The 25,706-nt window shown below is 62.9% G+C and carries 23 protein-coding genes; 14 read left to right on the plus strand and 9 right to left on the minus strand.

What is annotated here, in order from left to right; genetic code table 11:
• The first annotated feature begins 3 nt into the window (after nt 1-3).
• Both ACSSNI_RS08285 and ACSSNI_RS08290 read left to right on the plus strand, forming a co-directional pair.
• Nucleotides 4-1,086 carry a calcium/sodium antiporter gene (locus ACSSNI_RS08285; RefSeq protein ID WP_102836898.1) on the plus strand — a complete coding sequence of 361 codons (1,083 nt, stop codon included), beginning with the start codon at nt 4-6 and terminating at the stop codon, nt 1,084-1,086.
• Between the two features lie 37 nt (nt 1,087-1,123).
• Nucleotides 1,124-2,215, plus strand: coding sequence for a calcium/sodium antiporter (locus ACSSNI_RS08290; protein WP_448259094.1), 1,092 nt, complete (start codon nt 1,124-1,126; stop codon nt 2,213-2,215).
• Between the two features lie 17 nt (nt 2,216-2,232).
• Here the strand turns inward: ACSSNI_RS08290 and ACSSNI_RS08295 are convergent, their stop codons facing one another.
• The 3 genes from ACSSNI_RS08295 to ACSSNI_RS08305 form a co-directional block, all read right to left on the minus strand.
• A complete protein-coding gene (locus ACSSNI_RS08295; protein ID WP_448259096.1) occupies nt 2,233-3,174 on the minus strand; it encodes an AEC family transporter in 942 nt (313 codons plus the stop codon).
• A gap of 130 nt (nt 3,175-3,304) precedes the next feature.
• Nucleotides 3,305-3,865 (minus strand): response regulator transcription factor, encoded by a 561-nt coding sequence (locus tag ACSSNI_RS08300; protein ID WP_102836901.1) that lies wholly within the window; start codon nt 3,863-3,865, stop codon nt 3,305-3,307.
• 32 nt (nt 3,866-3,897) lie between these two features.
• Nucleotides 3,898-5,154, minus strand: coding sequence for an ATP-binding protein (locus ACSSNI_RS08305; RefSeq protein WP_102836902.1), 1,257 nt, complete (start codon nt 5,152-5,154; stop codon nt 3,898-3,900).
• A gap of 149 nt (nt 5,155-5,303) precedes the next feature.
• Between ACSSNI_RS08305 and ACSSNI_RS08310 the strand changes: the two genes are divergently transcribed.
• Nucleotides 5,304-5,999, plus strand: a complete 696-nt coding sequence (locus ACSSNI_RS08310) for an SIMPL domain-containing protein (protein ID WP_448259098.1) — start codon at nt 5,304-5,306, stop codon at nt 5,997-5,999.
• 157 nt (nt 6,000-6,156) lie between these two features.
• Here ACSSNI_RS08310 and ACSSNI_RS08315 read toward each other — a convergent pair whose 3' ends face one another.
• Complete coding sequence (locus tag ACSSNI_RS08315) at nt 6,157-7,320, minus strand: type III PLP-dependent enzyme (RefSeq protein WP_102836904.1); 1,164 nt, start codon at nt 7,318-7,320, stop codon at nt 6,157-6,159.
• A gap of 438 nt (nt 7,321-7,758) precedes the next feature.
• Between ACSSNI_RS08315 and ACSSNI_RS08320 the strand changes: the two genes are divergently transcribed.
• Nucleotides 7,759-9,342: a peptide chain release factor 3 gene (locus tag ACSSNI_RS08320; protein ID WP_148925128.1), complete on the plus strand. Its 1,584-nt coding sequence runs from the start codon at nt 7,759-7,761 to the stop codon at nt 9,340-9,342.
• A 101-nt stretch (nt 9,343-9,443) separates the two neighbouring features.
• Nucleotides 9,444-9,896, plus strand: coding sequence for an REP-associated tyrosine transposase (locus ACSSNI_RS08325; RefSeq protein WP_102836906.1), 453 nt, complete (start codon nt 9,444-9,446; stop codon nt 9,894-9,896).
• Nucleotides 9,897-10,022: 126 nt separating this feature from the next.
• On the opposite strand, the gene ACSSNI_RS08330 is transcribed toward ACSSNI_RS08325, so the two are convergent.
• The 4 genes from ACSSNI_RS08330 to ptsP form a co-directional block, all read right to left on the minus strand.
• Nucleotides 10,023-12,428: a membrane-bound PQQ-dependent dehydrogenase, glucose/quinate/shikimate family gene (locus ACSSNI_RS08330; protein WP_200636568.1), complete on the minus strand. Its 2,406-nt coding sequence runs from the start codon at nt 12,426-12,428 to the stop codon at nt 10,023-10,025.
• A 123-nt stretch (nt 12,429-12,551) separates the two neighbouring features.
• Nucleotides 12,552-14,291: a PTS fructose-like transporter subunit IIB gene (locus tag ACSSNI_RS08335; RefSeq protein WP_200636570.1), complete on the minus strand. Its 1,740-nt coding sequence runs from the start codon at nt 14,289-14,291 to the stop codon at nt 12,552-12,554.
• A 20-nt stretch (nt 14,292-14,311) separates the two neighbouring features.
• Entirely contained in the window at nt 14,312-15,250 is a 939-nt protein-coding gene (gene pfkB, locus ACSSNI_RS08340; RefSeq protein ID WP_200636572.1) for a 1-phosphofructokinase, read from the minus strand.
• On the minus strand, nt 15,250-18,132 hold the full coding sequence (ptsP, locus tag ACSSNI_RS08345; protein WP_200636574.1) for a phosphoenolpyruvate--protein phosphotransferase: 2,883 nt from the start codon (nt 18,130-18,132) through the stop codon (nt 15,250-15,252). The genes pfkB and ptsP overlap by 1 nt, the downstream gene beginning before the upstream one ends.
• A 182-nt stretch (nt 18,133-18,314) precedes the next feature.
• Here ptsP and cra point away from each other — a divergent pair, with 182 nt between their 5' ends.
• The 6 genes from cra (at nt 18,315) to ACSSNI_RS08375 (ending at nt 22,182) form a co-directional block, all read left to right on the plus strand.
• Nucleotides 18,315-19,304 (plus strand): catabolite repressor/activator, encoded by a 990-nt coding sequence (cra, locus tag ACSSNI_RS08350; RefSeq protein WP_159967217.1) that lies wholly within the window; start codon nt 18,315-18,317, stop codon nt 19,302-19,304.
• Between the two features lie 66 nt (nt 19,305-19,370).
• Nucleotides 19,371-19,676, plus strand: a complete 306-nt coding sequence (locus ACSSNI_RS08355; RefSeq protein ID WP_102836912.1) for a nucleotide pyrophosphohydrolase — start codon at nt 19,371-19,373, stop codon at nt 19,674-19,676.
• Nucleotides 19,673-20,422 carry a methyltransferase domain-containing protein gene (locus tag ACSSNI_RS08360; RefSeq protein ID WP_200636576.1) on the plus strand — a complete coding sequence of 250 codons (750 nt, stop codon included), beginning with the start codon at nt 19,673-19,675 and terminating at the stop codon, nt 20,420-20,422. The genes ACSSNI_RS08355 and ACSSNI_RS08360 overlap by 4 nt, the downstream gene beginning before the upstream one ends.
• Before the next feature lie 18 nt (nt 20,423-20,440).
• Nucleotides 20,441-21,070, plus strand: coding sequence for a DUF4136 domain-containing protein (locus ACSSNI_RS08365; RefSeq protein ID WP_102836914.1), 630 nt, complete (start codon nt 20,441-20,443; stop codon nt 21,068-21,070).
• A 30-nt stretch (nt 21,071-21,100) separates the two neighbouring features.
• Nucleotides 21,101-21,661 carry a DUF4136 domain-containing protein gene (locus ACSSNI_RS08370; protein ID WP_148925136.1) on the plus strand — a complete coding sequence of 187 codons (561 nt, stop codon included), beginning with the start codon at nt 21,101-21,103 and terminating at the stop codon, nt 21,659-21,661.
• A gap of 71 nt (nt 21,662-21,732) precedes the next feature.
• Nucleotides 21,733-22,182, plus strand: coding sequence for a DMT family transporter (locus ACSSNI_RS08375; RefSeq protein WP_148925137.1), 450 nt, complete (start codon nt 21,733-21,735; stop codon nt 22,180-22,182).
• Between the two features lie 14 nt (nt 22,183-22,196).
• Here ACSSNI_RS08375 and ACSSNI_RS08380 read toward each other — a convergent pair whose 3' ends face one another.
• The gene (locus ACSSNI_RS08380) at nt 22,197-23,132 is read right to left on the minus strand and encodes an SdiA-regulated domain-containing protein (RefSeq protein WP_200636578.1); all 936 of its coding nucleotides are present in this window, start codon (nt 23,130-23,132) and stop codon (nt 22,197-22,199) included.
• Between the two features lie 214 nt (nt 23,133-23,346).
• On the opposite strand from ACSSNI_RS08380, the gene ACSSNI_RS08385 reads away from it, so the two are divergent.
• The 3 genes from ACSSNI_RS08385 to ACSSNI_RS08395 all read left to right on the plus strand — a co-directional run bounded on the left by ACSSNI_RS08385 (nt 23,347) and on the right by ACSSNI_RS08395 (nt 25,609).
• Nucleotides 23,347-23,640 carry a hypothetical protein gene (locus tag ACSSNI_RS08385; protein ID WP_045424622.1) on the plus strand — a complete coding sequence of 98 codons (294 nt, stop codon included), beginning with the start codon at nt 23,347-23,349 and terminating at the stop codon, nt 23,638-23,640.
• A 115-nt stretch (nt 23,641-23,755) separates the two neighbouring features.
• Nucleotides 23,756-25,132, plus strand: coding sequence for an MATE family efflux transporter (locus ACSSNI_RS08390; protein ID WP_200636580.1), 1,377 nt, complete (start codon nt 23,756-23,758; stop codon nt 25,130-25,132).
• Between the two features lie 18 nt (nt 25,133-25,150).
• A complete protein-coding gene (locus tag ACSSNI_RS08395; RefSeq protein ID WP_102836919.1) occupies nt 25,151-25,609 on the plus strand; it encodes a DUF2214 family protein in 459 nt (152 codons plus the stop codon).
• Nucleotides 25,610-25,706: the final 97 nt, after the last annotated feature.

Raw genomic sequence — 25,706 nt, forward strand, 5'->3', positions numbered from 1 at the left:
CTGATGAGTTTGATGACCCTGGCCTACCTGATCGGCGGCCTGGTGCTGCTGGTTGCTGGCGCCGAAGCGTTGGTACGAGGCGCCTCCAAACTGGCTGCACGCTTCGGCATTTCGCCACTGATCATTGGCTTGACCGTTGTCGCGTTCGGTACCAGCGCACCGGAAACGGCGGTGAGCATCCAAGCCTCGCTGAACGGCAGCGGGGATATCGCCGTTGGCAATGTGATCGGCAGCAACATTGCCAACATCCTGCTCATCCTCGGTCTATCGGCGCTGGTCGCGCCGTTGGTGGTGTCTCGACAATTGGTGCGCCTCGACGTACCCGTGATGATCGGCGCAGGCCTGCTGACCTTCGCGCTGGCGTGGAATGGTCGCATCAGCCAGCTTGACGGGTTGATCCTGCTCGCATTGCTGCTGCTCTATACGGGCTTTCTGGTGATCGCCAGCAAGCGGGAAGCACGTGTTCAGGCTGACGAATTTCGGGACGAATACGGCCCAGACCGTAACGCCAAGCCGCTCGGCTGGGTGCTTCAACTGACCCTGGTGCTGGTCGGTCTGGGTTTGCTGATTCTGGGTTCAAACCTGCTCATCGAGGGTGCGGTGGCTTTGGCTCGGACGCTGGGACTGTCGGAGCTGGTCATCGGGCTGACCGTAATCGCCGTTGGAACATCCATGCCCGAGCTCGCGACCTCGCTGCTAGCGGTCTATCGCGGCGAACGCGACATCGCCGTGGGCAATATCGTAGGCAGTTGCATCTTCAACCTGCTGCTGGTGCTAGGTGCCGGTGCTGCGATTTCGCCTGAAGGCCTGTCCATTTCTCCCAATGCGCTGGCGTTCGATCTGCCCGTGATGCTTGCCGTGTTCGCCGCCTGCCTGCCGATCTTTTTCTCTGGTTACCGGATCAACCGCTGGGAAGGCACGATGTTCTTTGGCTACTACGTCGCCTATACGCTTTACCTCATCATGTTTTCCACTGGCCTACCGGCGATCAACCTGCTGCGCCATGCAATGACTTGGTACGTATTGCCCTTGACCGCCATCACGCTTTTGGTGATCTTTCTGCGCGCCTGGAAACACCAGCGCTAAGTCCCTTCGTTTCCTGTCCCATTTGGAGTTACCCATCGTGTCCGCGATGACGTTTGTTTACTTGATAACCGGTCTGGTACTGCTCGTGGCTGGAGCTGAGGTACTTGTCCGTGGCGCCGCAAAACTGGCCGCTCAGTTCGGTATCCCGCCGTTGATCATCGGCCTCACCGTGGTCGCTTTCGGCACCAGCGCACCGGAAACCGCAGTCAGCGTGCAGGCCGCCCTTAACGGCAGCGGTGACATCGCCATCGGCAACGTGCTCGGCAGCAACATCGCCAACGTTCTGCTGATTCTTGGCGTGACGTCGCTGGTCGCGCCGCTGATCGTCTCCCGCCAGCTGATTCGACTCGACGTGCCGATCATGATCGGGGCCAGTCTGGTCACCTATGCCCTGGCCTGGGATGGCTCGCTTAGCCGCCTTGACGGCGCACTGCTGTTTTCGGCTGTGATCGCCTACACGGCGTTTCTGATCATCAGCAGCCGCCGCGCCACTGCAGCGGCCACAGCCGACGACGAGTTCGCCAAGGAGTTCGGTCTCGACGAAACACCCAAGCCTTACGCTTCTTTGATCAACGCCGGCCTGGTCGTTGCCGGCCTGGTTCTGCTGGTGACCGGCTCGAATTTCCTGGTGGAGGGCGCCGTGTCGCTGGCTCGCGCACTGGGACTGTCGGAACTGGTCATCGGGCTGACCGTAATCGCCATCGGCACCTCGCTGCCGGAACTGGCCACATCAATCCTCGCAGCCATACGCGGCGAGCGTGATATCGCAGTCGGCAACATCGTCGGCAGCAATATCTTCAACCTGCTTTGCGTCCTGGGCCTGGCGTCGCTGGTCTCACCCGATGCGATCGGCGTGGCTGCCAATGCACTGGCTTTCGACTTCCCGGTCATGATCGCCGTCGCCCTGGCCTGCCTGCCGATCTTCTTTACCGGTTACGCCATTAATCGCTGGGAAGGTCTGCTTTTCGTCGCGTACTACGTCGCCTATACCGTCTACCTGGTGCTGGTCAGCACCGGCCGGCCGTTGGCTGAGGTTTTCGGCGACGCGATGATCGGCTACGTAGTGCCTCTGACCATGGTGACCTTGCTTGTGATCTCCGGTCGGGCCTGGAAGACCCAGCGCAACTGACGCACAGGGCCGGCTGGTCAGATCCAGCCGGCCCAGCCCAGCAGAAACAACCCGGCATTGATGGTCAGCGCCGCGCCGAGCGTGGTGATGACGATAATGGTCGCGGCCAACTGGTGATTGGAGTTGACCGCACGCGCCATGACGAAGCTGGACGATGCTGTCGGGCAGCCGAAGTAAAGGAACAGAATGCCCAGCTCGGCGCCTCTAAAGCCGCATAGCCAGGCACCCAGCGTTGCCAACGCAGGGAACCAGACCATCTTCATCAGGCTCGAGCTCATCGCCACGCTGCTGCTCTCGCGCAGCACGGAAATCGACAGCGTGCCGCCGATGCAGATCAGAGCCAGAGGCAGGGTCAGCTGAGCGAAATACTGTCCAGACGTCATCAGCCAGTCGGGCAATGCGATTTGCCAGTAGGCAAAAGGTAGCGCCGCTGTCACGCCGATGATCAAAGGGTTGCGCAAGATGCTGCGAACGATCGCGCCCGCATCGGCCTCCCCGTCCGGGCTATAGATGGCCAGTACCACGGCAGACAGGCTGTTGTACAAGAGGATCACCAGACCAGCCAGCACACCGCCGAGTGACAGCCCATAGTCTCCGTAGAGGCTGGTCGCCAAGGCCAGTCCCACTACACCGTTATTGCCGCGAAACGCGCCCTGAACATAGACGCCGCGATCGGCAACCGGACAGCGCCAGATTGCCCAGCCCCACGCCAGTAGAAACCCACCCACCGTAGCGCCAACGTAGTAGATCAGCAGCCCTGGCTGTAACGCAGCGCTCAGGTCCGCCTTGATGACCGACAGGAACAGCAGGGTTGGCATCGTAGCCTTGAACACCAGTGTCGATGCGGTATGAATGAACGTGGCGTCGATCAAGCGCAGGCGCATCAAGGCGACGCCGATAAACAGCATCACGAATACCGGAGCTGTGACGCTCAGGGTCTGCAGAACCACGGGCAACATGGCGAGGCTCGAGAACAAAAGTCAGAGGACGATACGATAACGACGATGCCGGATCGAGCCTTGGCAGGCTATCGATCCGGCATTGAAAGAACACTGCGCCAACAGCCGGAGCCATTGGCGCTGGGTGCGGTCAGCGCCGCACGGGGCGCTTCTGCAGTTTGCGCTGCAGCGTCCGCCGGTGCATGCCCAGCGCACGGGCAGTCGCGGAAATGTTGCCGTCGTGCTCGGCGAGCACGCGCTGAATGTGTTCCCACTGCAAACGGTCCACCGACATCGGGTTTTCCGGCACCAGCGTATCCAGATCGGCATGCTTGGACAGCAACGCAGCCAGCACATCGTCAGCGTCGGCGGGCTTGCACAGATAGTTGCAGGCCCCACGTTTGATCGCTTCCACAGCTGTGGCGATGCTCGAATATCCGGTCAGGATCAGCACCTTCATCTCCGGGTCCAGCTCGAGCAGCTTGGGCAGCAGCACCAGTCCGGAGTCGCCTTCCATCTTCAGGTCCAGCACGGCGTAGTCAGGCAGGTCCTGCTTGGCCATCTCCAGGCCCTCTTCCGCCGACCCGGCGATGCTGACGTGGAGACCGCGGCGGCTCATGGCGCGTGCCATGACGCGAGTAAAGGTCGGGTCGTCGTCTACCAGCAGCAGATGAGGCTGTTCTTCGCCTTCGTGCTGCAACTCTTCGGTCATGTTTGCATTCCTCGCGTAATGATCGCGTCTGGTCAGGCCCGTACCGAGCCGTGCGGCAGACGCAGCTCGGTCAGGGTGCCACCCTCTTCGTGATTGTAAAGCTTCACGGTGCCACCCGCGCGCGTAACGCTTGCCTGACTTAGGAAAAGGCCAAGACCAAACCCCTTGCCCTTGGTCGTGATAAACGGTCTGCCGATCTGCTCGGCAATGGCGAGCGGTACGCCAGCGCCGTGGTCGCGGATGGTCAATCTGATCCACTGTGCGTCCCAGTCCAGCCGAATGTCCAGATTGTCCGGGCTGGCATCGGTGGCGTTGTTCAGCAGATTGAGCAGCGATTGCCCCAAATCCGCCGGCGGCATCAGCCGCGGGGGCGTGCCCTTGCCGAGGCACTGGAAGCGATAGGTGGCTTCCGGGTGCATCAGGTGCCAGCGCTGTAACACCAACTCGACCCATTCGCGGACGGTCTGCTCGACGATGGCCTGACGCCGATCGGCTTCGGCCGCACGGACCAACTGGCGCAGACTGTCCTTGCACAACTGGACCTGCGATTGCAGCAATGCCAGGTCCTCGCTGAGCTCCGCAGGCTCCTTGTAATCCTGACGCAACTCCTTGAGCAGCACACTCATGGTCGCCAGCGGCGTGCCCAGCTCATGAGCAGCACCGGCGGCCTGGGTCGCCACGGCCAACAGCTGTTGGTCGCGCATGCTTTCTTCACGACGCTGAGCCTGAAGCTGCTCCTGACGCCGCAGTTGTTCGGCCATGCGCGCTACGAAAAAAGTGATCAACGCCGCCGCCAGCGCGAAACTCAACCACATGCCATAGACCAGCAGCGTGGTGCGATCAACCGGCGGCACAATGACAGGGTCATACCAGACCAGCATCAAGGTGTACCCAGCAAGCGCGAGTCCGGACAAGGCCACCGAATACAGCCACGGCAGCGTTGCCGCCGCAATGGTAAGCGGCACCAGATAGTAGGAAACGAACGGATTGGTCGAGCCGCCCGAGTAATACAACAGGGCGCTGTGGATCAACAGATCGGTCGCCAGATGCCCGGCATACTCAAGCTCTGTAACCGGCCAAGGCCCGCGAAGCCGCAGCGCCGTACCCAAACAGATTAGCGCCGACACACCAAGCGTGACCCCTAGATGAAACCACGGCAGACCGAACAGCTGGGTGGCGTACGCAAGCCCTACCGCGCCTGCCTGGGCAGCCAGCACGAGGACGCGGATCAGGGTGAGCAGACGGAGGTTCTGGCGGCTGGCAGACAGCAGGTGAACGGATGCGTGCATGGGGTCTCCAAAGAAGCCGCGAGTATAACCAAGCCGCCCGAAACACAGCCTGTCTGCGGCAACGCGCCGCACGGAAAAACTGCGCACTCGCGAGCAAAGGGCTAAAGTCTTTGCGCCGCACCGCTGGTGCCTCGAATTCAGGAGCTCTCATGTTTGTTTCCGTTCCTCGCAGCATTGCGCTGCTGGCCTGCATTGCCTGCCTCCCCGCCGTAGCCGACGAGCAACACTACCATCAGATTTCGCTGCGCGCCGAGGCCAGCAGCGAGGTCGCCCAGGACCGCATGCATGTAACGCTGTTCACCGAGTCGCAGCACGAAGACCCTGCGCAGCTGGCAGCGCAAACCACCCGTGCAATGAATAAGGCACTGCAACGCGCCCGGAAGGTAAAAGAGGTCGAAGTCAGCCAGGGCAGCCGTAGCAGTTACCCGGTCTATGAGGAAAAAGGCCAGAAGATCACCGCCTGGCGTGAACGCGCCGAACTGCGCCTGGAAAGCGGAGACTTTGCCACGCTCTCGAAGCTCACCGGAGAGCTGATGCAAGACTTGCAGATGGGCGGCATGTACTTCAGCGTATCCGACTCGATCCGCCAACAGAACGAAGACGCCCTGCTCAAGGACGCTGTAACCGCTTTCCGCGCCCGCGCGCAGCTGGCCACCGAGGCGCTGGGCGGAAATGACTACAAGATCGTCAGCCTGAACCTGAACAGCGGCGGCAACTTTCAGCCGGAGATGATGCGCAGCGTATCGATGAAGAGCATGGATGCCATGCCGACGCCTGATGTCGAGGCCGGGACCCGGCAAATCAGCATCAACGCCGACGGCGTGATCGAAGTCCAGATGCCCTGAAGCCATGCCACTTGGCCCTCACGGGCCGCGTCTCTAGCGAGCAAGCACGGCCCACAATAAGCATCGATCAGCCGACACTGACAGAGCCTCTGAAGCGGCCGAAAGGCGGAAACAAAAACGCCGCGAACTTCGCGGCGTTTTGTGTTAGCGCAGAGGCTTAGATGTAGAAGGCTTTCAACGGCGGGAAGCCGTTGAATTCCACCGCGCTGTAGCTGGTGGTGTAGGCTCCGGTGGAAATCCAGTACATGCGATCACCGATGGCCAGGTTCAGCGGCAAGCCGTACTTGTAGTTCTCATACATGATGTCGGCGCTGTCGCAGGTCGGGCCGGCGATCACCACTTCTTCCATCTCGCCCTTCTTCTCGGTCCAGATCGGGAACTTGATGGCTTCGCCCATGGTTTCGATCAGGCCGGAGAACATGCCGACGTCGGTGTAGACCCAGCGCTCTACTGCGGTGCGCGACTTGCGTGCCACCAGTACCACTTCGCTGACCAGAATGCCCGCATTGGCAATCAATGAACGACCCGGTTCGAGGATAATTTCCGGCAGTTCGTCGCCGAAGTCTTCCTTGAGGAAGCGGATGATTTCTTCAGCGTAGGTTTCGAGGCTGTTGGTGCGGGTGATGTAGTTGGCCGGGAAGCCGCCACCCATGTTGATCATCTTCAGCTCGATGCCATCTTCTTCCTTCAATCGCTCGAAGATCACCTTGACCTTGGCAATCGCTGCGTCCCACACCGAGATATCACGCTGCTGCGAACCGACGTGGAAGGAGATGCCGTAGGGCTCCAGCTTCAGCTGACGGGCGAGGATCAGCAGGTCCATGGCCATGTCGGTCTGGCAGCCGAATTTGCGCGATAGCGGCCAATCGGCGGTGGTCGAACCTTCGGTGAGGATGCGGACGTAGACTTTCGAACCCGGAGCGGCCTTGGCGATGTTGCGCAGATCCGCTTCCGAGTCGGTGGCGAACATGCGCACGCCCTTGTCGTAGAAGTATCGGATGTCTTTGGCTTTCTTGATGGTGTTGCCGTAGCTGATGCGCTCCGGGCCGACACCACGGGACATGACCTTGTCCAGCTCGTAGATCGAGGCGATGTCGAAGCTCGAGCCCTTGTCACGCAGCAAGTCGATGATTTCAACCGCCGGGTTGGCCTTCACGGCGTAGTAGACCTTGGCAAACTCGAAACCGGCGCGCAGATCGTCGTACGCCTTGTCGATGGTTTCGGTATCGATGACCACAAACGGCGTTTCGTGCTGGTCAGCGAAGGACTTCATCTTCTGGAAGGTGGATCGGGAATAATAGTCTTCGATCTTGATCGACATGCAAGGCTCCAAATCGGGAAACGTAAAGTCGGATTAGGGGTGAGCAAGAACGCCTGATCAGTTTCCCCACTTTGGTTCGCCTACTTCCCAAGGCATGTCGCCGAGTATCATGGCCAAATCGTCGCAACCGCGCGGCGACCTGGTAAATCCTGATCTCTCGTCGTCAGTACTTGAGCCGGATGGATCGTTGCCAGCATGGACGTTCGGGCGCGAACTTTAGAACCACAGCTGTTTCAGATCAATGAAAAATCCGCACTCACTCCCTTTTTTATCGCTCCAGGCAAACCTACCGTATTCAAACCGACAGATACGCTGCGGGGATGTTCCATCCGTCTCGCCCCGCGGCGGCTGAGCGGGCTTCAGCCACGGCAGTCCTCCGGCGCCCTTTGCGCTATAATCGCCGGCTTTTTCCGACACGCTTTCTATACCGGGACCGCCATGACCTCTCAGGCCGCCGAAGTCGCGAAGCGCCGCACCTTCGCCATCATTTCCCACCCCGACGCGGGTAAGACCACCATCACCGAAAAGCTGCTGCTGATGGGCAAGGCGATTGCCGTGGCCGGCACCGTGAAGTCGCGTAAATCCGACCGTCACGCGACCTCCGACTGGATGGAAATGGAAAAGCAGCGCGGCATCTCCATCACCACCTCGGTGATGCAGTTCCCCTACCGCGAGCACATGATCAACCTGCTCGACACCCCCGGCCACGAAGACTTCTCGGAAGACACCTACCGCACCCTGACCGCGGTGGATTCGGCGCTGATGGTTCTTGACGGCGGTAAAGGGGTCGAGCCACGCACCATCGCCCTGATGGACGTCTGCCGGCTGCGCGACACGCCCATCGTCAGCTTCATCAACAAGCTCGACCGCGACATCCGCGACCCTATCGAATTGCTCGATGAGATCGAGGCGGTCCTCAAGATCAAGGCCGCGCCCATCACCTGGCCGATCGGCTGCTACCGCGACTTCAAGGGCGTGTATCACCTCAAGGACGACTACATCATCGTCTACACGCCGGGCCACGGGCATGAACGCACCGACGTGAAGATCATCCAGAACCTCGACTCCGACGAAGCGCGCAAGCACATCGGCGACGAGTACGACCGCTTCGTCGAGCAACTTGAGCTGGTCCAGGGCGCCTGCCATGAATTCGATCAGGACGAGTTCATCAAGGGGCAACTGACCCCGGTGTTCTTTGGCACCGCGCTGGGCAACTTCGGTGTCGACCATGTGCTAGACGCCGTGGTCGACTGGGCGCCGCGCCCGCTGCCGCGTGAAGCCAACGAGCGTGTTGTCGAGCCGGTGGAGGACAAGTTCACCGGCTTCGTCTTCAAGATCCAGGCGAACATGGACCCCAAGCACCGCGACCGCATCGCCTTCATGCGCATCTGCTCGGGCAAGTATGAAAAAGGCATGAAGCTGCGTCACGCCCGCATCGGCAAGGACATCCGCATCGCCGATGCCCTGACCTTCTTCTCCAGCGAGCGTGAGCAGCTGGAAGAGGCCTGGGCTGGCGACATCATCGGCCTGCATAACCACGGCACCATCCAGATCGGTGACACCTTCACCGAAGGCGAAAACCTCGGGTTCACCGGCATTCCGCACTTCGCCCCGGAACTGTTCCGCCGTGTGCGCCTGAAGGATCCGCTGAAATCCAAGCAGCTGCGCCAGGGCCTGCAGGAACTGGCCGAAGAAGGCGCCACCCAAGTGTTCTTCCCCGAGCGCAACAACGACATCATCCTCGGCGCGGTCGGCGTGCTGCAGTTCGACGTCGTCGCCAGTCGGCTGAAGGAGGAGTACAAGGTCGAGTGCGCCTACGAGGCAATCAACGTCTGGTCCGCGCGCTGGATCGAGTGTGATAACGAGAAGAAGCTGAAGGAATTCAGCGACAAGGCCTACGAGAACCTGGCGGTCGATGGTGGCGGTCACCTGACCTATCTCGCGCCGACTCGAGTGAATCTGAGCCTGATGGAAGAGCGCTGGCCGGATGTGAAATTCAGGGCGACGCGCGAGCATCATTGAGTCAGCAACACGCCAGCATGCATGCATCAAAGGCTTCGCGAGCAAGCTCGCGAATGAGGTGACGATCGCTCTCCCAGCTATCAACAGAAGGACGCAACGGAATGCGCTTTCATGGACGGGACTTACGCAAAGGGCGAGTCAGCCTCCCAAACCAGGCCTACGTACTGACCTGTGTAACGCTGGACCGATCGTCCATCTTTATAGAGGCAGGCGCAGCGGCGACACTGGCGCGTGAGATTCACATGATCGGCAATTCCGGACCCGTTCAGTCTTTAGCCTGGGTCGTCATGCCCGACCATCTGCATTGGCTCGTGCAGCTGAAAACTGGTTCGCTCAGCCAGGTGATGCAGAGCCTAAAATCGCGGAGCGCAATCACCACCAACAGGCTTCGTGGCGACCATGGCCCGATCTGGCAAAAGGGTTACCACGACAGAGCCGTCCGTAGTGAGGAAGACCTGCGCAACGTTGCCCGGTACATCGTCGCGAACCCGCTGCGCGCCGGGTTGGTCAAGCGCCTTGGTGATTACCCGTTCTGGGATGCGGCCTGGTTGTGACGAGGCTGCTGGTCGACGTTAAACAGCTTCGCGAGCAAGCTCGCTCCTACATCCGCAGTCCAAGCCCCACGCTGTATCTGTAGGAGCGAGCTTGCTCGCGAATAGCCGTTGAACCAACTCGCCTTGCTACTGCTCCTCCCCCAAGGTAAAAGCCACCACCGAATCCCCAATCTTCGTCCCGAACGACCCATGCCCGCCGGCCACTTGCACCACGTACTGCTTACCGGTCTGCTCGGACACATAGGTCATCGGCGTGGCCTGGCCGCCGGCTGGCAGGCGCGCTTTCCAGAGCTCTCTGCCGTTCTGCAGGTCATAGGCGCGCAGGTAGTAGTCCAGCGTACCGCTCATAAAAGCCACGCCACCTGCCGTCACGATGGGCCCTCCGAGCGCGGGCGTGCCCACAGGAAACGGAAGGCCAAGCGGCGCGCTATCGCGGCTGGTGCCATTCTTGTGCATCCAGACCTTTTTCATGGTGCGCAGATCCACGGCGGTGACATAGCCCCACGGCGGGCTCTGGCAAGGCAGGCCCAACACTGATAGCAGAGGCTTCAGGCTGACCATATAGGGCGCACCAAGATTGGGTTGCAGGCCGGTTTCGCCACCGCCGGTACGCGCTTCGGGATCGACCTCGCTGCGCTTGTACATCTTCGAGACGAATGCCAGGTAATTAGGCGCACCGAACAGCAATTGCCGGCTTGGATCGACCGCCACCGATGGCCAGTTGAAGGTACCGACGTTGCCTGGATAGATCAGCGAGCCCTTCTGAGAGGGCGGCGTGAAGTCGCCCTCATAGCGCAGCTGACGGAACTGGATGCGGCACATCATCTGATCCAGCGGCGTCCCGCCCCACATGTCCTTCTCGTACAGCGGCTCCTGCGGCGCATAGGTAAGCGCCGAGACCGGCTGAGTGGGCGCGGTGAAATCGCCATAATCGGTGCCTTGCGGTACAGGCACCTCTGTGACCGGCACGATGGGCTCACCGGTACGGCGGTCTAGCACATACAGGTCGCCGCGCTTGGTCGGCTGGATGATGGCAGGCACTTTGCCTTCCGGCCGGTCGATGTCGACCAGTGTTGGCTGGGACGGAAGATCGCGGTCCCAGAGATCATGGTGAACGGTCTGGAACTCCCAGCGTACCTGGCCGGTTGCCAAGTCCAGCGCAACCAGGCTGTCGGTAAAGCGCTCAGCCTGCGCGGAACGCTCGATGGCCCACTGGTCCGGTGTCTGGTTGCCGGTAGGGATATAAACCAGGCCGAGGGATTCGTCGGCCGTCGCAGTCGTCCACCAGTTCGGCGTGCTGCGCGTGTAGGTTTCACCTGGCGGCAACGGCTCGGTGGCGTCCGGATTGCCCGGGTCGAAATTCCAGACCAAACGACCTGTGTTCACGTCGTAGGCGCGAACCAAGCCGCCGGGCGAATCCACAGCGCCGTTATCGGTGACGGCACCGCCAATGATGACCAGCTTTTCCGTGACCACCGGCGGCGATGTCGGTAGATAAACGCCCAGCGCTCCTTCACCCAGCCGCAACTTCAGATCGACCACGCCGCCATTGCCGAAATCCTCACAGGGTTTTCCATCCTCGACGTCGAGGGCGACCAGCGTGGCATCGTTGGTGGGCAAGAACAGCCGACGCGCACAGCGAGCCGCGGGTTGATTTGACTGACCGCCATTCGTGGCTGCGGCGAGATAGCGGGCCCCATCGTGGTAGGCCAGGCCACGGCAGGTCATGTGTTGGTAGTACCCGGCCTCGCGGTTGATATTCGGGTCATAACGCCAGCGCTCTTCGCCGGTATCGGCATCAATGGCGATAGCGATGCTGTGCGGCGTGCAGATGAACAGGCTATTGCCCACCTTGAGCGGTGTGACCTCATAGGTGAATTCGCCCGGATCGTTCGGCCCCGGCAGGTCGCCGGTGTGGTATTCCCAGGCTTTAACCAAGTTGCCGACGTTATCCGGCGTGATCAGGTCAGCAGTGGAATAGCGGTCGCCCTGTTCCGATCCGCCGTACGAGGGCCATTCGCTATTCGAGCGACCGGCCTGGCCCTGTGGGTCCAGACCCTGCATCTGCGCATCGCTGAACTCGCCCGAGATCGAGTGGTAATCCTGCGTCAGCGAGTAGCCCGCCATCAGCGCACCGGCCAGCAAGCCGATCCCGAGCAACCCGCTCGCGCCATCTCGCCAGACCAACCGGTCGCTGACGTAGCGATTGACAAAGGGCAGGATCAGCCAGAGGCCGAGGATGCACCAGAGATCGATCCGCGGCGCCAGCTGCCACCAGTCGAAACGCACCTCGTATAACGTCCACGCCAGGGTTGCCAGCAGCAACACCGCGTACAACCAGATCGCCGCACGGCGTCGTGCCAACAGCAAACCGGCCACCACCAGCAAGCCAATGCCAGCCAGCAGGTAGTACCAGGAGCCACCGAGCACGGCCAGGTATCCGCCCCCGCCTGTCATCAGCACACCCAGCACCAGAACGACGACGGCCGTCAGGGTGATCCGCAAGGGCCTCGGCCCATAATCGATGCTCATGTAAAACGCTCCAGCCGGTTGGGTCTAAATCAAAAAGGCCGGTGAAACTTCTTGACACAAGTTTCGCCGGCCTTAAGTGGATGCGGCAGCAGGGCCTTTAGTTCAGCGGTTTCGGTCTGCCGATCAACTCGCTGCACTAACGGCAAGCGGCTGAGCTTCCGGCCGCTTGATCACCGCATAGATCAGCCCGGTCACCAGGCTGCCCGCGAGGATCGCGACCAGGTACAACAGCGCATGATTGATGGCGTTAGGGATCAGCAGCACGAACAGCCCACCGTGAGGCGCCAGCAGCTTCGCGCCGAAGGCCATGGACAGCGCGCCGGTCAGGGCGCCGCCAGCGATGCTGGCCGGAATCACCCGCAGCGGGTCTTTCGCCGCAAAGGGAATTGCGCCTTCGGAGATGAAGCAGCAGCCCAGCACCAGCGCCGCCTTCCCGGCTTCGCGTTCGGTCTGCGCGAACTTGCGTCGCGCAATCAGCGTGGCGATGCCCATGCCGATTGGCGGCACCATGCCGGCGGCCATGGTGGCGGCCATCGGCGCGTAGCTTTGCGACGCGAGCAGCCCGACCGAGAAGGCGTATGCTGCCTTGTTCACCGGCCCACCGAGGTCGACGCACATCATGGTGCCGAGCAGCAGCCCGAGCAGGATGGCGTTGGAAGTGCCCATGGTGTCGAGGAAATCGGTCAGCCCGGCGAGCAGCTTGGCCACCGGCGTGCCGACGATGTAGATCATCACCAGGCCAGTCACCAGGCTCGCCAGCAGCGGAATGATCAGGATCGGCTTCAGCGATTCGATACTGGCTGGCAAGGGAATCCAGCGACTGACGGCCTTGGCTGCATAGCCGGCGACAAAGCCGGCGATGATGCCGCCGATGAAGCCGGCGCCGAGCGTGCCCGCCAGCAAGCCGCCGATCATGCCGGGCGCAAGGCCGGGTCGGTCAGCGATGGAGTAGGCGATGTAGCCCGCCAAGAGCGGCACCATCAACTGGAAGGCCGTTTCGCCACCGATCTTCATCAGCGCGGCGGCCAGCGTGCCCTCTTCCTTGAACGCCTCGATGCCGAAGACGAACGACAGCGCGATCAGCAGGCCGCCCGCGACGACCATCGGCAGCATGTAAGACACGCCGGTCAGCAAGTGCTTGTAGACGCCTGTCTTCTCACCTTTCTGTTCACCACCGGCATCACTTGCCGCAGTGCCACCGCTGAGTACAGCGCCTTCCTTCAGTGCGCGGTCCAGCGTTGCCTCGGGTTGCTTGAGCGCGACGCCGGTGCCGCAGCGATACACGCGCTTGCCGGCGAAGCGGGCCACATCCACCTCAATGTCGGCGGCGAGCAGCACCACATCGGCGTCCTCAATGGCCTGGGGTTCGAGCACGTTACGTGCGCCTACCGAGCCGCGCGTCTCGACCTGCAGGTCATAGCCTTTACGGATGGCCGCCTGCTGCAGCGCTTCGGCTGCCATGAAGGTGTGCGCGACTCCGGTTGGGCAGGCGGTGATGGCGACCAGTTTGGGCTTGCCGGTGGCGGGCGTGGGCTCGGCATCATCTGCCGCCTGCAACTCGGTCGCCGCCTCGGCAGCGCTGCGCAGGAAGGCTTCCGGATCGAGCAATGCTTCGGATGGCGTGGACTGGGCGACGCGCTTGCCGACGAAGCGTTGCAGCGATAACGGTCCGGTCTTTACCACGACGACCAGGTCGGCGTTGGCGATCTGTGCGGGAGTCAGTGGCGAGCCGATGGCCTTGGGGTCGTGGACTTCCACGGCGGTCGACCAGCCCAGACGCTGGGCGGCCGCTTCGAGCAGGCGTGACGTCAGCACGCTGGTGACCATTCCGTTGGGGCAGGCCGTGACGATGAGAAGATTCATTCCTTCACCTCTTGTTCGATTTATTGGCTCAGCGGCTGGAGGCGCACAGCGGCCTCGAGGTCGGCCAGTTGTGTCGTGTCGGTGATACCAAAGCCGACCTGCCCGACTGCCTGCGCGGCAATCGCGGTGGCCTGCGCAAGGGTGCGCTCGGCGGGCCATCCTTCCAGCAGGCCGTGGAGCATGCCGGCGAGCAGCGAGTCACCGGCGCCGACGGTGCTGACGACCCGAACCTTGGGCGGATGGGCGTGCCATGCCGCGTTCGGCGAGAACCAGCTGACGCCGTTTGCGCCCTGCGAAACCACCACATGCTCAATGCCTTGGGCTTGCAGTCGTCTCGCTTCGGCGGTCAGCTCCGACGACTTGTTCAGCGCGATGCCACGGGCCTCGGCCAGCTCTTCCTCGTTCGGTTTGATCAGCCAGGGTGAGGCCGCCAGACCTTTACGCAGGGCATCGCCACTGGTGTCCAGCGCCACCCGCACGCCGAGCGCTTTGAGCCTGCTGAGTAGCTGGACGAACCACTGGCTGGCGATGCCGCGAGGCAAGCTGCCAGCGACCACCACCAGGTCATGGACAGGCGCCAGGCGCTCCAGGCGTGCCAGCAGCTCGGCGCAGTGCGCCTCGCTCACCATCAGCCCCGGTCCGTTGATGTCGGTGACCTGCCCGCCCGCTTCGGCCAGTTTGATGTTGCTACGGGTATCACCCGGCACGCGGACAAATTCGTCGGCAAAGCCCCGTGCAGCGAACAGCTGCTCGAAGGCCTGCGGGTTGCCTTCGCCGAGAAAGCCAGTAACGGTCAGCTGGTGGCCGAGATCGGCCAGCACCTGCGCCACGTTCAGGCCCTTGCCGGCGGCATGCACCTGCAGGCTGTCGCTGCGATTGACCTCGCCCAGGCGCAGCGACGGCAGCTGCACCGTCAGGTCGAGGGCCGGATTAAGCGTGACAGTGAGGACGCGAGCCATCAGCAGTGCTCCCCAACGAAGGCACGGACTTCATGTGCACCGGGCAACATCAGCGCTTGCTTGGCCAGTTGCTGGCAGGCGGTGAAATCCAGCTCGCGCACCCGCGCCTTCACCAACGCAGTACTGCGCGCCGACACGCTGAGTTCATCCACACCCAGGCCGACCAGCATCGGCACGGCGAGCGCATCAGCGGCCAGCTCGCCGCAGACGCCGACCCACTTGCCATGGGCGTGAGCGGCCTCGACGGTCATGCCGATCAGGCGCAACACGGCCGGGTGCAAGCCGTCGGCCTGCCCCGAAAGCGTCGGGTGCCCACGGTCGATGGCCAGGGTGTACTGCGTGAGATCGTTGGTGCCGATGCTGAAGAAGTCGACCTCCTGCGCCAGCACCGGGGCGATCAGCGCAGCGGAGGGGATCTCGATCATGATGCCGACCTGCAGGTCGGCCACTGGCAGCTCCTGACGCAGGCGATCGACCATGGCCTTGGCGCTGCGCCACTCGTCAATGTTGCCGACCATGGGGAACATGATCCGCAGCGGACGGCCCTCGGCCGAGGCGAGCAAGGCGCGTAGCTGGGTTTCGAGAATGTCCGGACGCTGCAGGCTCAGGCGAATGCCGCGCACGCCGAGGAAGGGGTTTTCTTCGGCCGGCATCGGCCAGTACGGCAGCGGTTTGTCGCCGCCGACATCCAGGGTTCGCACCACCAGCGGGCGCCCTTCGAGGGCTTCCAGTACACGGCGATACTCGGCTTCCTGGGTGGCCTGATCCGGCGCCTGGGCATGGTTCATGAACACCAGTTCAGTACGCAGCAGGCCGATGCCCTCGGCCCCCATCGCCACGGCTTCAGGGGTTTCGCCTGCCGCGCCGATATTGGCGGCAATCTCCACCGGATGTCCGTCGCGGGTGATGGCCGGTTCCAGGCGACGCTCATTTGCCAGGCGCTTGCGCTCCTCGCGGGTATCACGCTCGCTACGGGCCTGTTCCAGCTGCGCGTCGGTCGGCGCGACCAGCAGCTCGCCGCGCTCGCCGTCGAGCAACAACAAGGTGTTGGGTGCCAGCCCGAGCACACCCGGCCCGGCTCCGACAATCGCGGGAATGCCCAGTGCGCGGGCGATGATCGCGCTGTGGGAGGTGGCGCCGCCGCCAGCGGTAAGGATGCCGGCGACGCGCTGGGCATTGAGCGTGGCGACGTCCGAGGGCGCTACCTCGTCCATCACCAAAATGTAGGGTTCGTCCGGCGCCTGCTCGGCTTCGACACCGGTCAGACAGGCCAGCACGCGGCGACCCACATCACGCAGGTCCGCAGCACGCTCGGCCAGTAGCTTGTCGTGCAGGGCTTCCTGCTGCTGCGCTGCGCTGTCGATTTCCTCCATCCAGGCTGCTTCGCCGCTCAAGCCCTTCTGCAAGCGCACCTGGACTTCTTCGCGTAGCGCCGGGTCTTTTAGCATGGCCTGGTGAGTGGTGAAGATGTCGCGGATGCTGGCAACCTGGCTTTCTTCGATCAGCGTGCCGATTTCCGCATGAACCTTGTCCAGCGCGGCGTCCAGCCGTTGCAGTTCAGCTGCCGGCGACTCGCCGCGTTTCGGGTAATCAATCACCTGCGGTTTTCGCACCAGCACCGGACCGATGGCGATGCCCGGCGACGCGGCGATGCCGTTCACCTGCTCACCGGCGCGCAGCGCGGCCTGCTCGATGGCTGACGCTGCAGGCCCCTCGGTGATCTCGAGGGGCTCGCTCGCGTTCCCCGCCACCGGTAGCGGTTCGATCTCTTCGCCCAAGCCTTCCTCGACAGCGCGCACCAGCGCCGGCAGCGCATCGCCGGCAATGCCGGGCTCGGCCATGAATTCCAGAACCTGACCGCGCTGCGCGCCCATCGCCAACAGTTTGCTCAGGCTCTTGACCGACACGCCGGCGTTTTCGCTGCCAGCCTGACGGACGCGAATCTCTCCCTCGAAGGACTGGGCAATTTCGGTGAGCACCTTGGCCGGGCGCGCGTGCAGACCATGGGCGTTGGCCAGCGGCACCTGCGCGCTTGGCCAGTCGGCGGGCACCTCGCCGCCCAGAGCTTCGAGCACCGTGCGGCTGGAAGTCGCCTGACTCAGCTCCTGCCCGCGGCCTTCGATCAGCAGGTTGCACAGCCGCTCGAGCATGGCCTGATGCGCCTCACCCATGCTGGCCAACACGAACAGCCCATTGAGCGGCTGGCCCTGATGCTCGAGATTCGAGACTGGCGTGACGAAAGCGAGGCCAGGACGCTGCACCGACTGCTCGCTGCTGAGCCACCACAGGCCATCCCCCAGCGGCAGCGACTGGCCGAGCGGCAGACTGGCATTGAAGCCAGGCTCCACGCATTGCGCCCGCTTGAGCAGCTTGACGCCCTGCCAGGCCAGCTCATCGAAGTCATCGGCGACGACGCCCAGCCCGACCAGCTCGCCATCGAGCGCCAGTGCCTGCGGCGCACCCTGCAGCAGATCAATGATCGCCTCGGGGCTCTGCGCCTTTTGCAGCGCCTCGCTCAGATCGCCTTCGCCCAGCGCTCGGGTCAACAGCTGCAGCAACCGCAGATGCTCATCCGAACGCGCGGCAATGCCGATGGCGAGGTACACCTGCTGACCGTTTCCCCAAGCCACACCTGCGGGAAAGTGCAGCAGCCGTACGCCGGTGGTGAACACCTGATCGCGGGTCTCCGGCGTGCCGTGGGGAATCGCGATGCCCTGACCGAGAAAGGTCGAGCCTTGCGCTTCGCGCGCGCGCAAACCGTCGAGGTAACCGGGCGCCACCAGCCCGTCGGCGACCAGCACCTCGCCCAGCAGAGCCAGCGCCGCGGGCTTATCTGCTGCGGCTTGATGCATGTGGATGTGCTGTGCATTCAACTCAAGCATGGGAGAACTCCTGCGGGGCTCGCGATTGTTGTGGCCGACGGCTGCGTCGGCATTGCCCGAATCCTGGGCTGGCGCTTCAGACCGAAAGACTGCTGAAACGTTTCACCTAAGGCTGGCACATTACGCAATATTGGGTAATTCTAGAAGCCCGATTTCATACCACCCGTCTCAGGACCCTCTGTTTGAAACTGACCGACATCGCCCGCCTTGCTAACGTTTCGGTAACCACGGCCAGCTACGTGCTCAACGGCAAGGCCGCTCAGCGGCGGATCAGCGCGGCCACGGTCGAACGGGTGATGGCTGTGGCTGAGCAGCAGGGTTTTCAGCTCGACCAGCAGGCTGCCGGCCTGCGCCGAGGACAGTCGCGCACGCTGGGCTTCGTTGTTCCGGATCTGGAAAACCCCAGTTATGCACGCCTGGCCAAGCTGCTGGAGCAGCGGGCACGGCAGCGCGGCTACCAGCTGCTGATCGCCGGAACCGATGACGAGCCAGACACCGAGCGTCAGGTCATTCAGCTGCTGCGCTCGCGCCGCTGCGATGCCTTGATCGTCGCCAGCTGCCTGCCAGGGGACGACGCCAGCTATCAAAAACTGCTCGCTGCAGGCCTACCGGTAATCGCCCTCGACCGGGCGTTGGATGCGGAGCATTTCTGTTCGGTGGTCAGTGCCGACTGCGAGGCGGCGGTGCAATTGACCCGCTCGCTGCACCTCCCGCCCACCGCCCACATCGCATTGATCAGTGCACGGCCAGCCCTGCGGATCAGCCAGCAGCGCGAGGAAGGTTTCCATCGCGCCTTGGCTAACCATTCCGGTCAGGTCAGCGTGCTGCGGGCCGAGCAGTTCAGCCGTGCCTGCGGCCGGCAACAGATGCTGACCCTGCTCGACAAAGGGTCACTACCTGACGCCCTGATCACCACCGCCTACGTGTTGCTAGAAGGCGTCTTCGATGCGCTGCGCGAGCGTGATCTGCTGTGGCCGGACAATCTGCAACTGGCCACTTTTGGCGATGCGCAATTGCTGGATTTCCTGCCAATCAAGGTCAACGCGATCTCCCAGCAGCATGAGCAGATCGCCGAACAAGCGTTGAGCCACGCGATTCGCGCCATCGAGCAGAACGACTATCGCCCCGGCGTTATCGCCATCGAACGGGTCCTGAAACAGCGCCGTCACTGACGCCCCTTGCGGGCGCCGACGCGCTGGCGGAAGCTTGTCGCCTTTCAACGAGCCGCCCTAGCCTAGATGAACATCGAACAGATCACCCAACGCCTGCACGCGATCCGCGATCAGAACGAGTGGCAGCGTTATCACAGCCCGAAGAACCTTGCGATGGCCGCCAGTGTGGAAATGGCCGAGCTGGTGGAAATCTTCCAGTGGCAGACCGAAGACGAATCGCGCCAGCTGCCAAGCGACAAACTCGCGCATGCCGGCCAGGAGGTCGGCGACATCCTCATGTACCTGCTGCTGATGTGCAGCGAGCTGGGCATCGACATGGAGCAGGCCTTACTGGCCAAGCTCGCCGACAACGAGCGGCGGTTCGCCCGATGAGCGACCGGCATTTCGATGAGCTGGCGACGCGCTTCGCCGAGAAAATCTACGGCGGCGCCAAGGGCGCAATCCGCCTCGCCGTGCTGCAGGCGGATCTCACCGAGGTACTGCCAGAGCGGCCTTTGCGCGTTCTGGACATTGGTGCCGGGCTTGGTCACATGAGCCTGTGGCTGGCGCAGCAGGGCCATCAGGTGACGCTGGCCGAACCCGCCGAACCCATGCTCGAAGGCGCTCGCAAGCAGTTCGCCGAAGCAGGCCAGACCGGTACGTTTATTCAGGCGCCCTGGCAGGATGTGGAAAGCCACGTCGAAGGTCGTTTCGATCTGGTCATCTGCCATGCGGTGCTGGAATGGCTGGCCGAACCGCAGGCGATCCTGCCGGTGCTGCACCGCCTGATCGCCAAAGACGGCTGGCTGTCGCTGGCCTTCTACAACCGCGATGCGCTGATCTATCGCAATTTGCTCAAGGGCCATTTCAAGAAGTTGCGCACCCAGACTTATGCCGGCGAGCGTCAGAGCCTGACCCCGCAACAGCCGCTCGACCCGCGCGAACTGGCGGCGCAACTCGCACCGCACTGGCAGGTCGAATCAACCAGTGGCGTGCGCGTATTCCATGACTACATGCCCGCCGATTTCCAGGCCCGCACCGAGGCTGCCGACCTGATCGAGATGGAACTGGCCTACCGCCGCCATCCGACCTTCGCCGGCCTTGGGCGTTACCTGCACTGGTTGTGTCGGCCACTCTGAGCCGACCGGGAGGTCCCGATGTCGATCCGCCCTGCGCTGCCCCTGTTTTACTCGCTGCTTGGATTGAGCCTCGCGGCGTGCCAGGGCAGCAACCCGTACACCAACGACTCTGCGCCAATTCCACCGGCTCCGCCCATCGAACGCATCCAGTCGCCCACCTACCCGGCGGCGCCGCAGGACTTTTCCAGCTACCAGAACTGGAGTTGGCGCAACCCTCCGGCGGGTACGGCTTCGCTGGGCGCCGAGGAGCTGCAGGAAATGATCTCCGGCGCACTCGATCAACGCGGCTTGCGCCCGGCACCAGCCGGCGCCAAGGGCGATGTGCAGATCAGCGCCAGCGCACAGATGGAGACGCGCGTGCGGCAGGTCTACGATGACTATGGCCCTCGAGTAGGCGTCGGTGCGGGGCGCTATGGTGGTTACGGCCCAGGGTACAACACCGGTTACGGCATTGGCGGCAGCACCCCGGTGGTGCGCAACTATGAAGAAGAAGTGGTCACGGTGCGCATCGAGATGATCGACAGCGGCTCTGGCCAGACCGTCTGGAGCAATCGTGCCGAGGCCCGCAGTGGCGGAGATCAGGCCGAACGCAAGGACGCCGCGCGAGAAGCCGTGAACCGGGCGCTCGCCGATTATCCGCCACGCTGAGATTGCGTAATTTACGTAAGGAGAACCGAGATGCTCCGTTCACTGCTGATGCTGCCCCTACTGCTGGTGCTGGCCGCCTGCCAGAGCACCCAGGTGCAACGCGACTTCGACCCGCAGCGCGACTTTTCCGCCTACCGTACCTGGAGCTGGAAGGAGCCGGCCCTGCAGTACCGCCCCGATGATCCGCGCATCAAGAGCGACCTGACCGAACAGCGCATTCGCAGCGCCGTCAGCGAACAGCTGGATCAGCGCGGCCTGCGCCAGGCAGCGTCAGGCGCGCAACCGGATCTGTTGGTGCAGGCCTGGTTTCTCGTCGATGAGCGCAGCCAGCAATACACCACCTCGTCGATCGGCGCCTGGGGCGGCCCCTGGCACGGTTACTGGGGTGGCCCAATGATCGCCGACACCCGCACCATCCACTATCAGGTCGGCACCTTGCAGCTGGATTTGTATGACGCTGACGACGGCAAGCTGGTCTGGCGTGGCAGCGCAGAACAGGTCCTGCGCGACAACCCCGGCAGCCCTCAGGAGCGGGCCGGGATGTTCCGCGAAACCGTCAACAAGGTTCTTTCACAATACCCACCGCGCTAACATTGCCGGCTGGCTCCCCTTTCAACCCGCCGCTCCGGCGGGTTTTTATTTCGCCTCTCGGAGACATTCGCATGCCTGTCACAGCCTGGTGGCTTCTTGTGATGCCATTGATTGCCGGGGCTTTCCTGCCCCTACAAGCCGGCATCAACGGACAGGTCGCCAAGCACTTTGGCAGCGTCATGGGCGCGGCAATGCTCTCCTTTGCGGTGGGCACAGCGGCGCTGCTCTGTGTCGTGTTGTTCCAGCGAGACATGCCGGGCCTCCAGGCGTTACGCGGGCTTAATTGGTATCACTGGTGCGCCGGCCTGCTGGGCATGTTCTTTATTGCCACCGCCGCCTTTGCCGGCCCGCGCATCGGTGCGCTGCTGTTCATGGCACTGGTGCTGGCCGGGCAGCTGGGCATGGCGCTGCTGCTGGACCATTTCGGCTGGGCGGGCTTTCGTCAGTCGTCGATCAGCCTGGGCAAGCTAGGCGGGTTGGTGCTGATTTTCGCAGGCGTCTGGATGATCCGCCGCGGCTGAGCGCGGCGGTCGAGCTATTTGCGCTCGAAGGCGTAGAACAGGTTGGGCTCGCTGACCAGATACAGGTCGCCACGGTCGTCAAAGGTCATGCCCTCAGCCTGAGGCACGCTGTTATCGAGACCGGCGAAGCCGCTCCACAGTGAGCGGAAGCTGACCAGCTCGCCCCCACTGTCGAGTTCGAGCATCATCTTGGCTTCGTCGCTGAGCAACACCAGGTGGCCGGTGCGCTCGTCGTAGTGAACCGAGGCGAGATCGCTGGCCATGTCTTTGTCTTCGATCCAGGCTTCGCGGTCGATGACGTTTAGATTCAGCTGCCCGTTGAAGCTGGCCTTGATGCCCTGAATCTCGTATAGCTTGCGCGGCGAATGTTCCTTCACTACAAACAGTCGATCACCGGCACGGTCGTAGCCCAGTCCCTCGAAGCCCGCGTTATCCGACGCGCCCATCGACAGCGACACAGCCGCGTAATCCTCCCGCACCAGCTCACCAGGACGCGTGGGGACCGGCAGGATCACAATCGACTGGCTGCGTTCCTCGGCAACCGCCAGCAGGTTGTCACCCAGGTAGGTGACCGCCTCGACATCGATGAAGCCCTTGAGCGGATAACGGGCAATGAATTCGCCATTGAGGTCGAGCGCGATCAGCTCTTCGGGGTTGTTCACCACGGCCCAGAGTTGGTTGCGCTGCTCATCAAAGGTCAGCCCGGAAAGGTTGTTGCCGACGGTCGCCACCGGCTTTGCCTCGACCCGCACCTGATATTCGGGCAACCAGAGGCTGCGCGCCTGGTGAGTCTCTGCGTGCCAGGCTGACTGCAGCGCATAGAACACACGTTCATCGAGATGAAAGGTGGCAGCCGTGTGCAGCAGCCCGGCCGCCAACATTCCCAATGCCCAGACCTGCGGGCGAACCTCGGACAACCAAAGCGGGCGGGTACTGAAAGCAGTCGGCATCGTCTTTCTCTCGTGGGGCGCTAGCGAGATAGCCTGATTGGGATGGGTTGCAATTGCATGACGGTGCGCACTACAGCGACGATCAGCCTGTTACTGACCCACCACCGCGGCTGCGGTTCAATCTCAACACCGGGAACTGCCAGCCGGATTGGCAGCCCAAGGGACCAGGGAACGGCTGCGCTTGCGGCCGCGGATCGTCACGCAGGAGTGCAGCATGCAGGTGGAAAGCTTTTTCGAATGGTTGGGCCAGGCGCTCGGCACCGTGATCCGTTACATCGTCGATGCGCTCAGTGGATTTTTCGGACTGTTCGCCGATGCTGGCGCCAATTTTCTCGAGGGCCTGTCGCGCACCCTTGGCATGGACCGATCACTGATCAGCCTCATTGCGCTGGCCATCGGCCTGATGCTGCTGGTCGGCGCCTTTCGCGCCTTCTTCCGTCGCTCGATCATCGCTGGGGTGATCTATCTGTTTCTCGGGCTCTGGCTGTTGAGCTGGTTGATTCACTGAGCCACTCGTAGCGCCCAGCATCATCGGCAACGGGGCCGAACAGGTTCTAGCCCCATCACTCGGCTGCGCTCCGGACCCTCGCGACGTATCATGCGCGGCTGTTCGGGAGCCCTTCATGTTATTGACCGCCTGGCAGCACGCCCCCACCCATAAACGGGTCTGGGCGCTGGCTGCGCCGATGATTCTGTCCAACCTCTCCGTGCCGCTGGTGGCGCTGGTCGACAGTGCCGTCATCGGCCACCTGCCGCATGCGCATCAGCTGGCGTCGGTCGCCGTCGGCGGCAGCCTCTATACGCTGCTGGTATGGGTCATGGGCTTTCTGCGCATGGGCACCACCGGCTTCGCCGCCCAGGCCGCCGGGCGCGAGGATGGCGGCGCGCTGCGCCAGGTGTTGCTGCAAGGGCTACTGCTGGCGCTGGGCTTCGCCCTGCTGTTGAGCCTGGTCGCCCTGCCCCTCAAAGGCTACGCACTGCAGCTGATGCAGCCCTCGGCAGAGCTGGACAGCCTGACCCAGGCCTATTTCCACACCCGCCTGTTCGGCCTGCCGGCGGCCCTGGCGAGCCTGGCACTGATCGGCTGGTTTCTCGGCACCCAGAATGCCCGCGCGCCGCTTGCCATCCTGCTGACGACGAATCTGATCAACGTCGCGCTGGATCTGTGGTTCGTCATCGGGCTGGAGTGGGGCGTGGCCGGTGCGGCACGCGCCTCGGTCATTGCCGAATGGAGCGGTGTGCTGGTCGGTCTCGCGCTGACCCGAGGTGCACTGTTGCGGTACGCCGGACATCTCGACCGTCGCGCGCTGCGACTGTGGGCCAGCTGGCGCCCGTTGATGTCAGTCAATCGGGACATCTTCCTGCGTTCGCTGGCGCTGCAGCTGGTGTTCTTCCTCGTCACCGTACAGGGGACGCGGCTGGGCGATGCGACGGTGGCGGCCAATGCCTTGCTGCTGAACGGTTTGATGCTCACGGCGCACGCGCTGGACGGCTTGGCTCATGCAGTCGAAGCACTCAGTGGCCATGCCATCGGCGCCCAGAGCCGCACCGAGCTGCGTCGGATCCTGACCGTTGCCGGCGGCTGGTCGCTGCTGGCGAGCCTGGCCTTCGGGCTGTTCTTCCTGCTGGGCGGCGAGTTGTTCATCAGCCTGCAGACTGACATCCCCTCGGTACGCGAGACCGCCTCGACCTATCTGCCCTATCTCGCCGCGCTGCCCCTGGTCGCCGTCTGGAGCTATCTGCTGGACGGTTTGTTCATTGGCGCCACCCGCGCGCGGGAAATGCGAAACGCCATGCTGCTAGCCGTCCTGATTTCGTTACCATTGGGCTGGCTGCTGCGTGGCATGGGCAATCACGGATTGTGGTTGGCCTTCCTCGCCTTCATGCTCCTGCGGGGCCTGTGCCTGGGGAGCATCGCCAGACGCCTGCAACGCCAAGGGCAATGGTTCGCTTCGACCCATGCGGCGCCAGCTGCCAACGCCGCAGCGCAACAACCCTAACCAAAGGACCTTCAGAAAATGGCCTATGCCGTCGCCGCCTACCTGCACTTTGTGGCGATCTTCCTGCTGTTCTCCCTGCTGGTGCTCGAGCACCAGCTGTTCCGCCTGCCGCTGAACTTCAAACGCGCCCGCAGCCTGTTTCGCGTGGATCTGGCCTTTGGTATCGCGGCAGGCCTGGTGCTGCTGACCGGCGCCGCACGAGCGATGCGCTATGGCAAGGGGCTGGACTACTACCTCAATAACAGCTTCTTTCACGCCAAGATCGGCTTGTTTGTCGCTGTCGCGCTGCTGTCGATCTACCCCACCGTAACCTTCCTCAAGTGGCGTCCGGCACTGAAGGCCGGCCAGGTCCCGTCGATCACGCCTTCGGCTGCGCGCTGGGTGAAAACGGTAATTCGCATCGAGCTGCTTGCCCTGCTGCTGATCCCTCTGCTGGCGACGTTTATGGCGCGCGGGCTTGGCGTGATTCCGCAGTAGGCCCGCCATCTTCTGGCCGCTCGGTCAACTCCTGCCTTAGCGGCTGATCTGAGCGTCCGCCTTAGAACAGCTGCGAAATTCTTCGAAAACGATTCCA

The sequence above is a fragment of the Stutzerimonas tianxiuensis genome (assembly GCF_053470365.1).

What these genes read in the sequence shown, in the direction of transcription:
- ACSSNI_RS08285 (WP_102836898.1), top strand. Translation starts at nt 4, where the DNA reads ATGAGTTTGATGACCCTGGCCTACCTGATCGGCGGCCTGGTGCTGCTG.
- ACSSNI_RS08295 (WP_448259096.1), bottom strand. Translation starts at nt 3,174, where the DNA reads ATGTTGCCCGTGGTTCTGCAGACCCTGAGCGTCACAGCTCCGGTATTC.
- ACSSNI_RS08300 (WP_102836901.1), bottom strand. Translation starts at nt 3,865, where the DNA reads ATGACCGAAGAGTTGCAGCACGAAGGCGAAGAACAGCCTCATCTGCTG.
- ACSSNI_RS08305 (WP_102836902.1), bottom strand. Translation starts at nt 5,154, where the DNA reads ATGCACGCATCCGTTCACCTGCTGTCTGCCAGCCGCCAGAACCTCCGT.
- ACSSNI_RS08310 (WP_448259098.1), top strand. Translation starts at nt 5,304, where the DNA reads ATGTTTGTTTCCGTTCCTCGCAGCATTGCGCTGCTGGCCTGCATTGCC.
- ACSSNI_RS08315 (WP_102836904.1), bottom strand. Translation starts at nt 7,320, where the DNA reads ATGTCGATCAAGATCGAAGACTATTATTCCCGATCCACCTTCCAGAAG.
- ACSSNI_RS08320 (WP_148925128.1), top strand. Translation starts at nt 7,759, where the DNA reads ATGACCTCTCAGGCCGCCGAAGTCGCGAAGCGCCGCACCTTCGCCATC.
- ACSSNI_RS08325 (WP_102836906.1), top strand. Translation starts at nt 9,444, where the DNA reads ATGCGCTTTCATGGACGGGACTTACGCAAAGGGCGAGTCAGCCTCCCA.
- ACSSNI_RS08330 (WP_200636568.1), bottom strand. Translation starts at nt 12,428, where the DNA reads ATGAGCATCGATTATGGGCCGAGGCCCTTGCGGATCACCCTGACGGCC.
- ACSSNI_RS08335 (WP_200636570.1), bottom strand. Translation starts at nt 14,291, where the DNA reads ATGAATCTTCTCATCGTCACGGCCTGCCCCAACGGAATGGTCACCAGC.
- pfkB (WP_200636572.1), bottom strand. Translation starts at nt 15,250, where the DNA reads ATGGCTCGCGTCCTCACTGTCACGCTTAATCCGGCCCTCGACCTGACG.
- ptsP (WP_200636574.1), bottom strand. Translation starts at nt 18,132, where the DNA reads ATGCTTGAGTTGAATGCACAGCACATCCACATGCATCAAGCCGCAGCA.
- ACSSNI_RS08355 (WP_102836912.1), top strand. Translation starts at nt 19,371, where the DNA reads ATGAACATCGAACAGATCACCCAACGCCTGCACGCGATCCGCGATCAG.
- ACSSNI_RS08360 (WP_200636576.1), top strand. Translation starts at nt 19,673, where the DNA reads ATGAGCGACCGGCATTTCGATGAGCTGGCGACGCGCTTCGCCGAGAAA.
- ACSSNI_RS08365 (WP_102836914.1), top strand. Translation starts at nt 20,441, where the DNA reads ATGTCGATCCGCCCTGCGCTGCCCCTGTTTTACTCGCTGCTTGGATTG.
- ACSSNI_RS08370 (WP_148925136.1), top strand. Translation starts at nt 21,101, where the DNA reads ATGCTCCGTTCACTGCTGATGCTGCCCCTACTGCTGGTGCTGGCCGCC.
- ACSSNI_RS08375 (WP_148925137.1), top strand. Translation starts at nt 21,733, where the DNA reads ATGCCTGTCACAGCCTGGTGGCTTCTTGTGATGCCATTGATTGCCGGG.
- ACSSNI_RS08380 (WP_200636578.1), bottom strand. Translation starts at nt 23,132, where the DNA reads ATGCCGACTGCTTTCAGTACCCGCCCGCTTTGGTTGTCCGAGGTTCGC.
- ACSSNI_RS08385 (WP_045424622.1), top strand. Translation starts at nt 23,347, where the DNA reads ATGCAGGTGGAAAGCTTTTTCGAATGGTTGGGCCAGGCGCTCGGCACC.
- ACSSNI_RS08390 (WP_200636580.1), top strand. Translation starts at nt 23,756, where the DNA reads ATGTTATTGACCGCCTGGCAGCACGCCCCCACCCATAAACGGGTCTGG.
- ACSSNI_RS08395 (WP_102836919.1), top strand. Translation starts at nt 25,151, where the DNA reads ATGGCCTATGCCGTCGCCGCCTACCTGCACTTTGTGGCGATCTTCCTG.